The 14,133-nt window shown below is 59.6% G+C and carries 10 protein-coding genes and 2 pseudogenes; 5 read left to right on the forward strand and 7 right to left on the reverse strand.

Translation table 11 applies throughout. The annotated features are described in order from the left end of the window. Window positions 1-42: 42 nt before the first annotated feature. The 3 genes and pseudogenes from XH85_RS40210 to XH85_RS40220 all read right to left on the reverse strand — a co-directional run bounded on the left by XH85_RS40210 (window position 43) and on the right by XH85_RS40220 (window position 3,834). The gene (locus XH85_RS40210; RefSeq protein ID WP_164940630.1) at window positions 43-1,026 is read right to left on the reverse strand and encodes an ABC transporter substrate-binding protein; all 984 of its coding nucleotides are present in this window, start codon (window positions 1,024-1,026) and stop codon (window positions 43-45) included. A 217-nt stretch (window positions 1,027-1,243) separates the two neighbouring features. Then, a complete protein-coding gene (locus XH85_RS40215; protein ID WP_245473704.1) occupies window positions 1,244-2,221 on the reverse strand; it encodes an ABC transporter substrate-binding protein in 978 nt (325 codons plus the stop codon). 173 nt (window positions 2,222-2,394) lie between these two features. Continuing rightward, window positions 2,395-3,834: pseudogene (locus XH85_RS40220) on the reverse strand (IS1182 family transposase). Between the two features lie 450 nt (window positions 3,835-4,284). On the opposite strand from XH85_RS40220, the gene XH85_RS46010 reads away from it, so the two are divergent. From XH85_RS46010 to XH85_RS45660, 4 genes and pseudogenes are all read left to right on the forward strand, one after another. Beyond that, window positions 4,285-4,662, forward strand: coding sequence for a hypothetical protein (locus XH85_RS46010; RefSeq protein ID WP_128936361.1), 378 nt, complete (start codon window positions 4,285-4,287; stop codon window positions 4,660-4,662). A 117-nt stretch (window positions 4,663-4,779) separates the two neighbouring features. Then, window positions 4,780-5,815, forward strand: a pseudogene (locus XH85_RS40230) (IS110 family RNA-guided transposase). Between the two features lie 524 nt (window positions 5,816-6,339). Then, a complete protein-coding gene (locus XH85_RS47160; RefSeq protein ID WP_245473860.1) occupies window positions 6,340-6,816 on the forward strand; it encodes a hypothetical protein in 477 nt (158 codons plus the stop codon). A gap of 10 nt (window positions 6,817-6,826) precedes the next feature. Further along, window positions 6,827-7,072, forward strand: coding sequence for a hypothetical protein (locus XH85_RS45660; protein WP_164940670.1), 246 nt, complete (start codon window positions 6,827-6,829; stop codon window positions 7,070-7,072). Window positions 7,073-7,237: 165 nt separating this feature from the next. On the opposite strand, the gene XH85_RS40240 is transcribed toward XH85_RS45660, so the two are convergent. From XH85_RS40240 to XH85_RS40250, 3 genes are all read right to left on the reverse strand, one after another. Continuing rightward, window positions 7,238-8,002, reverse strand: a complete 765-nt coding sequence (locus XH85_RS40240; RefSeq protein WP_164940891.1) for a VOC family protein — start codon at window positions 8,000-8,002, stop codon at window positions 7,238-7,240. A 574-nt stretch (window positions 8,003-8,576) separates the two neighbouring features. Then, window positions 8,577-10,040 carry an FAD-binding protein gene (locus tag XH85_RS40245; protein ID WP_128936363.1) on the reverse strand — a complete coding sequence of 488 codons (1,464 nt, stop codon included), beginning with the start codon at window positions 10,038-10,040 and terminating at the stop codon, window positions 8,577-8,579. A gap of 395 nt (window positions 10,041-10,435) precedes the next feature. Continuing rightward, window positions 10,436-11,434, reverse strand: a complete 999-nt coding sequence (locus XH85_RS40250; protein WP_245473861.1) for an alpha/beta fold hydrolase — start codon at window positions 11,432-11,434, stop codon at window positions 10,436-10,438. A gap of 690 nt (window positions 11,435-12,124) precedes the next feature. Between XH85_RS40250 and XH85_RS40260 the strand changes: the two genes are divergently transcribed. Further along, complete coding sequence (locus tag XH85_RS40260) at window positions 12,125-12,916, forward strand: transporter substrate-binding domain-containing protein (protein WP_128936364.1); 792 nt, start codon at window positions 12,125-12,127, stop codon at window positions 12,914-12,916. Between the two features lie 213 nt (window positions 12,917-13,129). On the opposite strand, the gene XH85_RS40265 is transcribed toward XH85_RS40260, so the two are convergent. Beyond that, on the reverse strand, window positions 13,130-14,122 hold the full coding sequence (locus XH85_RS40265) for an ABC transporter substrate-binding protein (RefSeq protein ID WP_128936365.1): 993 nt from the start codon (window positions 14,120-14,122) through the stop codon (window positions 13,130-13,132). Between the last annotated feature and the right edge of the window lie 11 nt (window positions 14,123-14,133).

Genomic DNA, 14,133 nt, shown 5'->3' on the forward strand with positions numbered 1-14,133 from the left:
CGCGAAGGGCCAACAACGGTCTATCGCACTTGCAGCATGAAGTTAGTCGATTACCTCGTCGGCGCGGGCAATCAATGTAGGAGGCACGATCACACCGAGCGCCTTGGCGGTTTTTAGGTTGATGAGCAGCTCAAATCTGGTGGGTTGCTCCACGGGCATTTCGGCGGGCTTTTCACCCTTCAAAATCCGATCAACGTAAACCGCCGCACGGCGAGCCATCGCACGCTGGTCAACTCCATAGGAGATAAGACCTCCAGCCTCAAGAAGCTCTCTTACGTAGCCGCAGCTCGGCAGATTACGCGCAAGGGCGAGATCCGCGATCACTTTCCTGGCCTGAAAGATCAAGCTTTCGCCGTTGGCGACCACCCCTTGCATGCCAACCTTTACCATCGCGTCAAATGCGGGCTCGAAGTCGCTGAGCGAGCGCACCTCGAAACTTTGGGTATCGATGCCGAGCTTGCTCCCAGCCTCCGTTGCCTCTTGAACATACAGGCTCGATATTTTGACATTTGGGTTGATTAGCAATCCAATGCGCGTAACCGTCGGGACAATCTCTTTGAGATACTGCAACCGCTTCGCACTTAGCTGGACGGAAAAATTCGATAATCCCGTAACATTCCCACCGGGTCGTGCAAAGTTTTCCACTAAGCCGGCTCCGATAGGGTCAAAACCGAACATGAATACTATTGGAATTGTTTTTGTCGCCATCTTTAAGTGCGGTCCAGCTGCCCCGGCGCCAACCAATACATCACACTTTAAAGATACGAGTTCGGCTGCCATCCTGCCGAAAACGTCGGGCACTTCATTAGGAAAGCGATGTTCTAGCGTTATGTTCTGTCCGTCGACATAGCCCAGCTTTCTGAAACCCTCAACCAGTGACTGATAGTACGGAGTTTCTTCTTCGATGTTCGCGGCATGCCAGAGGACGCCAACTTTGGGGATACGACCCTGCCGTTGTGCGCGCGCTAGGCGTGGCCACATCGCAGCCGTGCTGCCGAATAATGTGATGAATTCGCGTCGTCTCATGTGCGACCCCAGCCAGAGACCGCTCGCGAGTATAGCAGCTTTTGGGTCTTCTCTGTACGGCGCTGTAGTGCTATGAGCGCGGTAATGTCGGCTCAGGGTCATGAGCGCCGTTCCGAAGGTCGGCCGGTTGCTTCCGGTCGACCTCATGAGCCGACAACCGGAGACGCCGTCCGGACTTCGCATTCGGGCCACAAGGCGACATAACGACATAACCTCACTATTCAATCAGCTCGTCCGCGCGGGCAAGGATGCTCGCCGGGAACTCAAGCCCGAGCGCCTTGGCCGTCTTGAGGTTGATGACCAGCTCGAACTTGGTTGGCTGCTGAACTGGAAGATCCGCTGGCTTGACGCCCTTGAGGATCTTGTCGACGTAGCCGGCGGCACGGCGAAACAAGTCAGCGAAATTTGCCCCGTAGGACATGAGGCCGCCCGCTGAAACACTCTCTCTATATCCAAAAAGCGACGGCAATCGGTCGATGGCGGCGAAGTCTGCAATACGTTTTTGATTTGAACCGGTGAGAGGGTCTTCGACCGTGATCAACGCGTTGGGGTGGTGCTGTCTCACCGTTTCGAAGGCACTATCGAAGTCGTCCGGGCTGCGCACCTCCAGCGATTGAACCTCGATCCCAAGCGTCCGACCCGCGGCCTGGGTCTGTTCGTACAGGAGTGCCGCATAGGGGTTGGTCGCATTCCAAAGCACTGCCACGCGACCGAGTCGAGGAACTAGCTCTTTGAGGAATTCCAGGCGCTTACCACCAAGCTCCGGTGCCATGAGACTCATTCCCGTGACGTTACCGCCAGGTCGCGCCAAGCTTTCAACGAGCCCGCTCCCCAAGGGGTCGCCGGCGACGGCCATGACGATTGGAATTGCTGAGGTCGCCCGCTTGGCGGCGAGCGGCGCGAGAGTTCCCTCTGTGACTATGACGTCGACGTTAAGGTGAACAAGCTCTGCCGCAAACTCAGCGAGCCGTTCGGGCTGATTTTCCGCGAAGCGGCGTTCGAAGGCGACGTTTTTTCCTTCGATCCATCCCAACTCACGCAAAGCGTCGGTGAAAGCTGCGATCGCCTCCACGAGAACGAGCGAACCTGCGCCGAGATAGCCTATCGTGTATCTCTTCCCGACCGGCTGCGCGCGCGCCGCGAGTGGCCACGTCGCCGCGCCGACGAGGAGCGTGACAAATTTCCGTCGTCGCACGTCGAACAAGGGGCTCCTCACCTCCTCGGTAGGCGGCAACAATAGCACACGACGCTGCAGCACGAGACTACTGCACCACGGAATTTCGAAGGGGTGGATGTCGCCTAAGGGTCTTGGCCGTGTAAAAACGGCCTTACAGGACCATCAGTCTTGAAGCCAAAACTGGTCCGGTCTCAGGCCGCGATCGCGGCGATCAGCGGCCTGATCCCGAGGATATTCATTGCTCGGGTCAGATTGTAGGCCAGAACCGAGAGGGCCATCTCGGCGGCTACCTTTGGGAGGGTTTTGGTCAGGAAGTGCGTTGCTCCCATGCGTGCCTTCATCGTGCCGAACGGGTGCTCGACAGTCTCGCGACGAAGGCGCATAGCGAGCGGGTTCGCATCGAGCCGCTGCTGCACGGCGTCGAGCAGATCCTCGTGCTCCCATCGCGTGATCCGTCGCTCTGACCCGGGCGTACACTGGGGTTTGATCGAGCAATTCTTACAGGCGCTGGTCCAGTATCACCGCAGCATCTTGTCGGCTTCTTCGTTTGTATAGCGATACGGCAATCGCTCCCCGGCCGGACAACGATAGGCGTCTTCCTCCGGCAAATAGACAAAGTCCTGCTTACCGAAGCGTCCGTCCGACTTGGCGCCCGAAGTCATCGGCTTAGGCAGAGTTACCGTGATGCCGGCCTCGTGGCAGGCGAGGATCTCCGGGCTGCTGAAGTAGCCGCGATCGGCAACGGCCTCGAGCGTCTCAGCCTTCAGAACAGCCTTCGCCTGCCTGGCCATATTGGCAAGTTGTGCCCGATCTGAGCCGCTGTTCGTCACCTCATGCGCGATGATCAGGTGATTGTCGGTATCGACGGCGACTTGGACATTGTAGCCGACAACGCCGGATCCACGGCCACTGGTTGCCATCGAACGGCTATCCGGATCGGTCAGGGAGATTTGCTGATCCGGCGAAGCAAGCATCTGCTTCTCATAGGCAGCAAGCTTGCCCATCTCCCCCTTCAGCTTCGTCAGCTTCTCGGTAAGCCTCGTCACCTTCGCCGCCAGCGCCTCGCTCGGCTGCTGTCGGTCGGCCGTGTCAAGTTGGCTCAAATAGCGCGCGACGCTCTCCTCCAACTGAGCACGCCGCCACTCCACCTTCGCGCGCGTGAAGTTCCTGTCCCGGTTGTTCACGGCCTTGAACTTGCTCCCATCGATGGCGACGCTCGCCGTCGTGAGAAGACCCATCCCGCGGCAGAGCTCGACAAAACGCGCACAGACCTTACGCAGCCCGACGCTGTTGTCCTTGCGGAAGTCCGCGATCGTCTTGTGATCAGGAGCAAGCCGACCCAGCAGCCACATCACCTCGATGTTCCGTCCAGCCTCTCGTTCCAGCCGCCGGCTTGACTGTACCCGGTTCAGATAGCCGTAGATGTAAAGCTTCAGGAGAACCGAGGGGTGATACGACGGCCGGCCAGTCGCCGCCGGCGCAACTCCGCCGAAGCACATCTCGGCCAGATCAAGCGCATCGACAAACTCGTCGATCGCGCGAACAGGGTTGTTCTCGTCAATGAAATCATCGAGGCATTCAGGCAACAGCGTCCGCTGCCCACGATCCGCCTCTTCAACGAAGCGCCTCATCGATTCCCCCAAAGAATCACAGGAGAATCATAACAGCAGCCCAGCGTTTTCACACAGCCAGGGTCAAAAACGGCGGTGAAGGTCCAGCAATGTCCGCTTTATCGCTGACAGCCGACGAATGCAGGTGCAAAATTCCAGCCCGCAAACAAGGCTTGGAGGCGACATGAGACATTGGATCGCAACGTTCGCCGCAATCTTGCTGCCGAGCTTTGCGAATGTCGCGTGGGCGCGTAGTTGCGAAGCGGTACCGGCTGGACCGGCGCGCACCGATTGCTACCTCGGGCTAAGTCAGTTCTGTTGGGCACAATCCGATCTTGCCGCTGCCAAGGCGCGCGTTCAGTCAGACGCCGCGTGGTATCGGGCAATTGCCGGAACAGCCCCTCCAAAACATAAATCGCATCGGCGATGATAAAGATTTGGAAATTTGTTGCACGAAAACAAGGAAGTCCAATGCGGTTGTCTAAGGTCGCTGTCTTCGCGCTTATCGTTGGAGCAACAAGCTCAGTGTCCGTGTCTCTAGCGCTGGCCGCTTCTGACTGTCCAAAATTGGTAGGACTGGCGGATTGGGGGGAGAACTCGACTGCCGACATTACCGTCACATCAGGAGGAAGTTGTCTGTTTTCGATCCCCATGCGGGGCACCGTGAGTAGTTCCGAGATTTTGCAGAAGCCGGCACACGGCAAACTGAAGAAGCTCAATCCGACCACTTACGAGTACAAGCCCAAGGTTAGATACAAGGGAAGCGATACATTCGTTATCAAGGCTACGGGGCAGAGTCCGAAGGCTTCCGGCGCATCGGTAATTAATGTGAGCGCGACGATCAACTAGATGCCGTAATGGGCCCTGCTCCGAGCAAGGGGTCATGATGGTGGCTGTCCCCCGATAGATGATGAAACGGGGTCACGACTTGAGTCGGCCCCAAGCATCTAGAGACGGAGGACAGCCGTGGAGAACTATGCCGGAATCGACGTGTCATTGGAACTGTCGAGCGTGTGTGTTGTGGATGCCCAGGGTAAGGTCCTGAGGGAGGCGAAGGTCGCAAGCGAACCCGACGCCTTAGTTGAGTTTTTTGAGACGCTCGGCTTTGCAGTGAAGCGGATCGGGCTGGAGGCTGGGCCGCTGTCTCAATGGCTGCATGCGGGGCTGAGAGAGGCAGGATTCGAAACGGTTCTACTGGAAACGCGGCACGTAAAGGCCGCATTATCGGCGATGACGGTCAAGACGGATCGCAAGGATGCCCGCGGGATCGCCCAGTTGATTCGGATGGGCTGGTTCCAGCCGGTACACGCAAAGTCGGTCGGTGCGCAGGAGATCCGGGCACTCCTGATCGCACGCAAACAGCTTCTTTGGGCGACTCATCGATGTGGAATTAAGCATCCGAGGGATTTTGCGCGGCTTCGGGCTGAAGGTTGGCCCGGTGACGCGGAGGAATTTCGAAGCGCGGATCCGAGAGTTGGTGGCTGGGCAGGCGACATTAGAGCGCATTGCCGGTGCGATGCTTTCGGCGCGATCTGCCTTGAAGGCGGAGTACGGAAGGCTACACAAAGCTGTGCTGGCAACTGTGCGTGACGATGCGGTCTGTAGCCGGCTGATGACAGTGCCAGGCGTTGGTCCCTTGGTGGCCATTACCTACAAATCGGCGATTGATGACCCTCGTCGCATCGCGAAATCGAAGGCGGCAGGCGCGCTGTTCGGGCTCACGCCAAAGAAATACCAATCAGGAGAAAAGGACATCACGGGCGGAATCACGCTGGCCGGAGACGAGATGGTGCGCACAGTGTTGTATGAGGCCGCCAACGTTCTGCTATCGCGCATCACGCGATTCTCAAAACTTAAGCGCTGGGGGATGGACGTCGCCAAGCGGCGAGGCTCGAAGCGCGCAAAAGTCGCCTTGGCACGTAAGCTCGCAGTGATCCTGCATCGAATCTGGGTCGACGGCACAACTTACCGATGGACAGACGCGGGCCCGATCGCAGCATAGAACACGAGGAGAAGAGTTGGAATGCAACCGGGCTGAACTGAGCCCGGTGCCCGAAGTCCCGTCGCCGGGACGGTGGATCCGGTGAAGCCGTTACACGCCCAGTGGCCGTCATCTGACGGACCACGCGCATCTAGATAGGCTCACCGCTCCCTCTGACAGCATGATGTGGCGGCTAGGCGTTGACCACGGACAGAAGCATGAGCTCGGCGGCGTGACGTTCACTCGGGAGGCTTGACATCATCGGGCCCATTACAGAAGGCCGTGTACTCATCTGTGGACGCCCCGCCAGATGCAAGCGGTATTTTGAAGAAGATTGGGACGTAGTCGGATGCTGCCATCTGTCCGGCGTCGCGTTTCTTGCAGCCTTCGCAAATGGCGCGCTCGGCTATGGGTTTTCCTCGCTCAACGTGCCGGTTGGCTCTCGTTTTCTATGCAAACCGCATCCTGAATCCCGCCGTCGTCCTGGTCGAGGTGGCCACCAACTTCTACGTTCTATTCATCAATCCGAACGGCGTTGCAGCTGTATGGAAGAGGGTGTTTCCAATCATCACCGGGCTCCTGCCCGGCATCGGAATCGGAGCCTTGGTTCTCGCTACGCTTCAGCCAGGCTGGATCAAACTCGGGACCTACGCACTCATTCTGCCCTCATCCTGGTTCAGGCCGCCGGTTGGCGGAGACCAATTCGGCAGACATGGTGGGTCGGTCTTCCCTTTGGAACTGCGCTGGGCATCCTGTATTCGGTCACCACCATCTCGGGACCGCCGCTGGCGATCCTGTTCAACAACCAAGGTCTGGTCAAAACCGAGTTTCGGGCCGGTCTCGCATTGGTTCGCGTGACCGAGTCGAGCGTGACCGCCATCGTCTATTACCAGCTTGGCCTGTTTACGGCTGAAAGCCAGAACATCTTATGGGTGTTTGTTCCTGCGTTGCGATCGGGGTACCGCTCGGCGCCTATGTCATCCGCCATCTCGATGCGGAGACGTTTCGCCGGATATGCATGAGCTTTGATGCGTGGGTCGTGGGATTCGGTTTCTCCCGGGTATTGATCGAGCTGAATTTGGTGCAAAGTCCCTGGGCCTATGTCGTCCGGGATGGAGGAGTTCCGGGCTTAACGCGTTTCGTTACGCCGGCGTCTACACCGGCCGCGTTCTCAAGGGCGAGAAGCTGGACGACCTACCAGTGATGCTGACCGCCAAAGCGCTCGCCCTCGCCATCGCGGCGGGCCTGCTCGACATTGCCGACGAGGTGATCGAATAGGGAATCTACCAAACGCAAAGGACCGCCGAGGGCCGCTCTGGGTCAAAACGCGGAACACTCGAACCGAGCAAATGTTTTCCGCTTTACCCCCGAACACGGACATTGCTCAGAGCGTTTAGCATGTCTCAAAGGGGCCAGGAGCAGTCATCGCCATCCGGGCCGTGACTACACGAGGGTGATGCGGGTTCCCGCCTTTGCCTCGTCTAGCGGACCGGTCTTGCCGCTGCTCGTCTTAAGGGCGATCCCGTAGGGGGAAGGACCGCGCGCCTTGAGCCAGGCGTCGATTGGGCTCGACGCGCTTCTCGGTCCAACGAAGTCGAGCGCATGCGTGCCCGCAATGAAGCGCACCCCGGCCGCATCGATTTCGTCACGCTGAATGTCGGCGCCGGGCTGGTGCAGCACCGGGCTCCACCAGCCACGCACCCGCGCCACGTCGTCCGTCGCGACTGTAATGCTGGCAATGCCAGCGACACCGTTAGCATGGTTCTTCTGCTTCGGGATGCGCTCCTCGCGGGGCGTGTGATCCTGGATGAAGAACGGCACCTGGAACATGAAAGGTTTCGGCGCAGAGGCAGTTACCCACGAAAGCTTAACGCCGTCGGTACGCACACGGCCGCCAGGAACGGGATCGTTGACCTTCGCTCCCGCATCGCGGAAGGCTCGAATGTCCGCTGCGACATCGTCGCTGACCACGCAAAAATCAATGAAGCCGCCGCCGGCCTGGGCCACATCCCACCAGCGATGTTGGTCATTTGGCCGCTTGAAGGCGATCAGCTCGAGTTCGGAGCCGTCTGCGAAAGCGATCAAGGCATTGTGCGTGCCCGCGGGGTGCTCACCGCCTGGCACTACCGTGAAGCCGAGATCGCGATATGCCGCGATAGCGGGCTCCAATTCCTTGAACATGATAACCAAATGATCGATGCCCTGCACCGCAGCATGGGCGGGGGTTGGCCCGCGGAGCACGGCAAGCGTGGCGCCGCCAGTCGTTGCGAGAAACGTGCGTCGCGAAATCGTCATGGCTGGTAGCCTCCGGCGTGTGGGTATCGCTCGCATCCCCCCTCGCAGCCATCACGGTCGTTCGCATTTTGTCACAGGGGTTCGTGCGCCACAATGAGCTTTTCATGGCGACGACAGCTTCGGGTCAAAAGCGCCTCCCTCTGCGATAGATAGCCACCCGTCGATTTCCGCTATGCCCCGTTTGCGACCGAGTTGGCGTCGCGGTGCAATATGTCGCGAAGGGCACAGAAGCTGACTATCACTGGCTGGCCGCTATTGGCGGATACTGTTGAAAAACTTGTTTCACGCCGGTGAGTAGAATTTTAGAGGGATGCTACGATCGCCGCGCCAGACCACCCTCGCTCGGCCAATCGATAATGCTCGGGGCGTCAGCCGCGCTGAACCAAGGCGTAGCACTCGAGAAAGATATCATCGGCCGTATGGCAGGTAGCGGATCAACGCCTCGCCTCCCTCTGTTCGCCGGCGAGGAGCGTGCTGAGACGAGCTTTCAGCCGAACATCCTTGTCCCTGGTGTCAACACGCCGTTCGGATCGTACTCCTTTTTTGCTTTGGCGAATCTCTGCCAGACGTCCGGCCCGAAATGCTCCACCCACTCAGACTGTGGAATGATCATTGAATATGGGAGGTAGCGCTTCCCGCCGACCGCGGTCATCCGGGCCAGCAGCGCCCGGTTGCTCTCCAGTAGGGCCGATAGTGCCGCTTGCTGGCCGGGCGCGACGCTCCGGAACAGCCACATCGTGAAGGCCACGTCCTCGCTTGGCACCTTGAACAACGGGCGCCTGAACCGCTTCGTGTTGATCGTCCCGAACGGGAAGAAGGACAGCGCGGACTGCTCCGGCGGTAACGCGAGGAAAGATGCGGCGAACTCTTTCGTGGCCGAAGCTGGGATCCACATCGCAATGTTCGGACTCAAGCGACCTGCCTTCCAGTCCTTCTCAAAGGCGGCGTTCCGCTCGGTGTTGCGGTGCTGATAATCCCGTTGTGCCAAATGCACGGGAGCCTTTCGGGATGTTGGCCGCAGGTCTCGTGTCATTGCGGCGAGGTCAGGCTCCTCTGGTGGCGTATAGACGCCCCCGACCACGAGAGTGAAGGTCCACTTGCCGTCGTTACTCCGGACTGCGGCCCCGGATTGGTGGTCGAAGCGCCCGTCCACCGCCAGCCGGTGCTGGTCCGCCAGGTAGGCGTCGAGGTCCTCGTAGACCAGGCTCTGCAGCACCACGTGGCTGCGCACGGGCATGAGCGTCAGCCTCGCACGCACGATGATCCCGCACTGGCCCATCCCGGCCAGCGTCATATCGAACAGATCACTCTCGCGCGTGGGTGAGCAGACCAGCAGGCGTCCGTCGCCAGTCACCACCTCCAACTCGGCGACGTTGTCGACCTGTGCCCCGAAGTGCTGACTCGTGGTGCCCAACCCACCGACGCTCAGGGTCCCACCGACACTTAAGGTCATCGTGTCCGGCATGACAGGCGGGATCAGGCCATCCGCCAGGCTGATCTCGGCGACATCGCCCCAGAACGCGCCTGCCTGCGCATCAATGCTTCGATCGATGGGACGCTCCACGCGGTTCAGCGTACTCGAATCAATGACAATGCCCGCTTCCGCCTGGGTCTGGCCGTAGCGCGAATGGCCCTGGCCCTTCATTACCACCTTGAGCGCATGGTGGTTCGCGAAGCGCACCATCGCGACAACATCCTGCACCGAGCCCGGTTTGAGCACGGCTGTCGGTACATGGTGGAACATGTTGCCCCGGTCGACGGCGCTCGCCTGGCGCGACGCCTCGTCCTGGAGCAGGCTGCCGTCGAGCTTCGGCAGGTCCTCCCATCGCCCAGTGTCGGCCCGCGCACGTGTGATCCAGGATCGCGCGCTCGGGTCGAAGCCGATGACAACGACTGGAGATGCGGTCGCCGCAAGTCGAATGAAGCTGCGGCGGGACAGATGCTCACCCATTTCATCCCTCCAATCCGACTTACCACCGGGCACGGGATTCTGAGTGTGCTCGCAAGAAAGGTTAGCTCCCTCCCCGGGAGCACGCAAGGCTTCTGAGTAGTCGCGGCCGCAGCGGCTCCGCTCCGAGCGCAACCGGGCGGCCTGTCATCGTGCGCTCGCGATACGTAGTGCCCACCTCATCGACCGTGGTGCGTATGAAGCATTTCGACCACTACCGCCCGGAGTCCGCCTCGGGCATTTGCGTCGATTTAGTATACCTGCAATCACGTCTGGTCTCCCCCAAACAGCCGACGCCCAAGTGAGGGGCTTGGTTCGACGCTTAGGCCAAGAGCCGACCTTCGGAAAAGTAGCGGTTTTCTGGCAGAGACCTGCAACCACAGACTGGCTGTAGGTTGTCACGCAGCAAGGAATTGTTTCACTTCGGCCAACGTCTCATCCGGCACCTCTTCGGCCAGCCAGTGGCTAGACGCCAAACCCTTGCCCGATACTTGTGTCGCTCGCTCTCGCCATATTGCGAGCACATCGTATTTTCGGCCGACGAGGCCCTTCGCGCCCCAAAGCACCAAAACCGGGCACGCGATCGTTTTGTCCATGTCGGCTTCGTCGTGGACTAGATCTATCGAGGCCGCCGCCCGATAGTCCTCGCAAGAAGCGTGAATGGCGGCCGGATCACTAAAGCATCGGCGATATTCAGCATAAGCCTCCGGCTCAATGTATTTTGGCATTGCTGATCCCATGAAGAGCTTTAGTACCGTATCGACGTTATTCCCGATGAGGGTTTCAGGAAACGGAGCGGGAAGGATGAGGAAGAACCAGTGGAAGTAAGCGGACGCGAATTGCCGATCCGTCGTCTTGTACATGTAATGGGTGGGGATGATGTCCATCATAACCAGTTTGGTGAGCCTGTCCGGATGGTCGAGTGCCAAGCGATGGCCTACGCGCGCCCCTCGATCATGGCTAACCATCGCGAATTGTTTGAAACCAAGCTGTTCCATTACTTCGACTTGGTCCAAAGCCATGGCGCGCTTTGAATAATTGATGTGATTGTCACCGTCTTCTGGCTTGCCGCTGTCGCCGTAGCCCCGGAGATCTGGAATGACCACCGTGTAGTTTGTCGAAAGCTGAGGAGCGATCTTACGCCATTCAACGTGAGTTTGTGGATAGCCATGCAGAAGCAAGATCGGTGAGCCATTGCCTCCGACAAGCACATTGATGGTCGCTCCACTAGTTTGGATTGTGTGGCGTCGGAAGCCCGGGAAGAAGTTGGACGGGACGTCGGTCGGCGTCTGCGCAAGGGCAGGCAAGGCCTGTGCAGCAAATCCCGCAGCCATGGCTCCCACGGAAGCTTCAAGAAAAGAACGACGCGCCAACGGAGATGAATTGAGGTCGAACATGACATTTCCTCCCTCTAACCTAATCGCGTGCGCAAATATGCAGAGTAGCGCCATCAGCCGCCTAAAACCCAAAATACGGGCGTGGTCTGCGACTGAGGGACGACGGCAGCCGACCGTCGCAACCTGGATCACGAGCTAACTCATGCATCGCAACGCCGAGCAGCCTAACCCTACTACACCGCTGACACTAATGGGACGTTGTGCGTTGCAGTGATTCTGGTAGCCGACTTCCGCAAGGGGTCAAAATGCGAAGAACTCAACGTGAGCACATTTAGTCCGCTATATCCCGCTGTCCGGACCTCGACGAGTTGTGCGGACACTTCGCAGATGGGCCAGAAGCGGTCAGGCGCTCTCTTGCCCCGAGAACAGCATCGAGCTTATGTTTGAGGACAAACGCTTTCGGCAGGCTCGGTGGTCAAGCGACATGGCCTGAAGAGCGGAAGTCGTCTACCGGCGAGGCTACGGGAAAAGTCCGCCACCTGCGGTTAGGCAAGACCTTGAGGAAATATTGCTGCGCTGCTCGGTGATGGGGGCATCTGGTCGGCCATTCGTTTGGTGCCTTGGGCGCGCTTTTGGCAGCTGCGTTTCGCCCAGCAGCCGTGCGTTCCCTAACTGCAAATGAACCGCCAGCATTCAGCGTGGCTAACGGTGATCCAAATTTAGACACTACGGCGGTATCGGGAGAGCACAATGCAGATACGCCTTTCGCTTGGTGCCCTTGTTGCCGGGGTCTTGATCACCTCTGCGGCCATGGGACCGGCCGCATACTCGGAGCCAGGCGCCGATGTAGCACCGCAAGGAAAGCTCCGCGTCGCCTTCCTGCTGGGGCCCATCTACGCAACCAAGGATCGCTCCACAGGCGAGCTGAAGGGTGTTGCAATCGACCTTGGTCAGGCGTTGGCGGGGCAGATCGGTGTGCCGTTCGAGCCGATCACCTACGCCACATTGCCCGAGGTGTTGGCCGCTGCGAGCACGGGGGCCTGGGATATTGCCCTGATGGGGATCAATCGTGAGCGCGCGGCGCTGCTGGACTTTTCGCCGCCGTACATGGAAGTCGAGCAGGGATACCTCGTGCGTGCCGATATCCAGGTGACGAGTGGGGCCGACGTCGACAAAGATGGAGTTCGGATCGGGGTGCTTGAAAAGGCCGGGGCCGACGTTCTGCTTAGCCGGACGCTCAAGAAGGCGACGCTGGTCCGTGCCGCGAATGTGTCCGAGCTCTTCGCCCTGTTGGATGCGGGCAAGGTGGATGTAATCGCCGCAACAAAAACTGCTCTCTTCGCCGGGGCGGGAAGCCGGCAAGGCTCCCGCGTTCTCGACGGCAGCATCCTTGTGGAGCCCATCGGCATCGGAGTTCCAAAGGGCCGAAGCGCCGCAGCAGCCTACGTCGAAAAGTTCGTTAAGGACGCGAAGGCAGAGGGGCTCGTCAAATCAGCAATCGAGCGGGCCGGGCTGCGGGGCGTGGTGGTCGGACCCAACTAGGCGCCGCGAGCTATAGGACGGCTTGATGGATTGGATTCCACAAGTCTAAGGCTTGCGTCGCGACCGCCCTTCCGTCTCGACGTCAGAAATGGGTCACGAGCGTCGTCCTCTACGATAGGCGGCGGCCTGTCGATTTCCGCTATGCCCCGTTAGCGACCGAGGATGCGTGGCGGTGCAATGTGTCGCGAAGGGCCAGAAACGGACATGCGCCAACTACTCAACCACCTGATCGGCGATGGCGAGTAGCCCGGGCGGGAAGGTGAAGCCGAGTGTCTTCGCGGTCTTAAGGTTGACGACGAACTGGAAACTGGTCGGCTGCTGAATCGGCAGATCGGACGGTTTGGCGCCCTTCAATATCCTATCGACATAGGTGGCGGCGCGTCGATAAAGATCAGCGATGCTTGTGTCATAGGCCATCAAGCCACCGGCCTCGACGACTTGGGCCGTAAACGGGTATATCGCGGGTAGTCGGTAGCGACCTGCGAGTTCTGCAACTCGCCCGCCGTAGACAACGAACAGACTCTCCGCTCCGGTGAGGACCCCTTCAGCACGCTCCTTGGCCGCAGCCTCGAACGCAGCGGGCAGGTCATCCCCAGTCCGAACGTCGCGGATTTGCAGTGTCAACCCCAGCGAAGCGGCCGCGTCCCTCAACGCCTTCACCTGCAACGGCCCGATTGGGTCGGCGAGGTAGGACAGCACGAGCACCCGCGCAATTCCAGGCACCGCCTCCTTCAACAAGGCAAGACGCTTCGCCGCAGCCTCTGGGACCATCAGTGACAGCCCGGTGATATTCCCGCCGGGTTGGGCGAGACTGTCTACGAGACCAGCTCCCACGGGGTCGCCGACGGCAATCATCACAATTGGAATCGTGCGGGTTGCGTTCTTTGCGGCCTGAGCGGCCGGAGTGGTGCTGACGGCTATGATGTCCGCGTTGAGGCCGACACATTGGGTAGCAAGAGCGGGAAACCGTTCGCCCTGTCTGTCCGCCGAAAGATAGTCGATCGCGATGGTCCGACCATCCACGTATCCGAGATCGCGCAGGCCGTCAAAGAACGGATCGAACCGTGGCGACCGCGAGTGCAAGGTGCCGGGGTCGAATGTAAGGAAGCATAGCCGCGGAATTCTTTTGGGCTGCTGGGCGTGCGCCCTAAGCGGCCACACAGCTGCCGCGCCACCGAGCAGGAAGAGAAACTCGCGCCGTCTCATGGCCGCTGCCT

This window comes from Bradyrhizobium zhanjiangense, from assembly GCF_004114935.1.
GTDB lineage: Bacteria > Pseudomonadota > Alphaproteobacteria > Rhizobiales > Xanthobacteraceae > Bradyrhizobium > Bradyrhizobium zhanjiangense.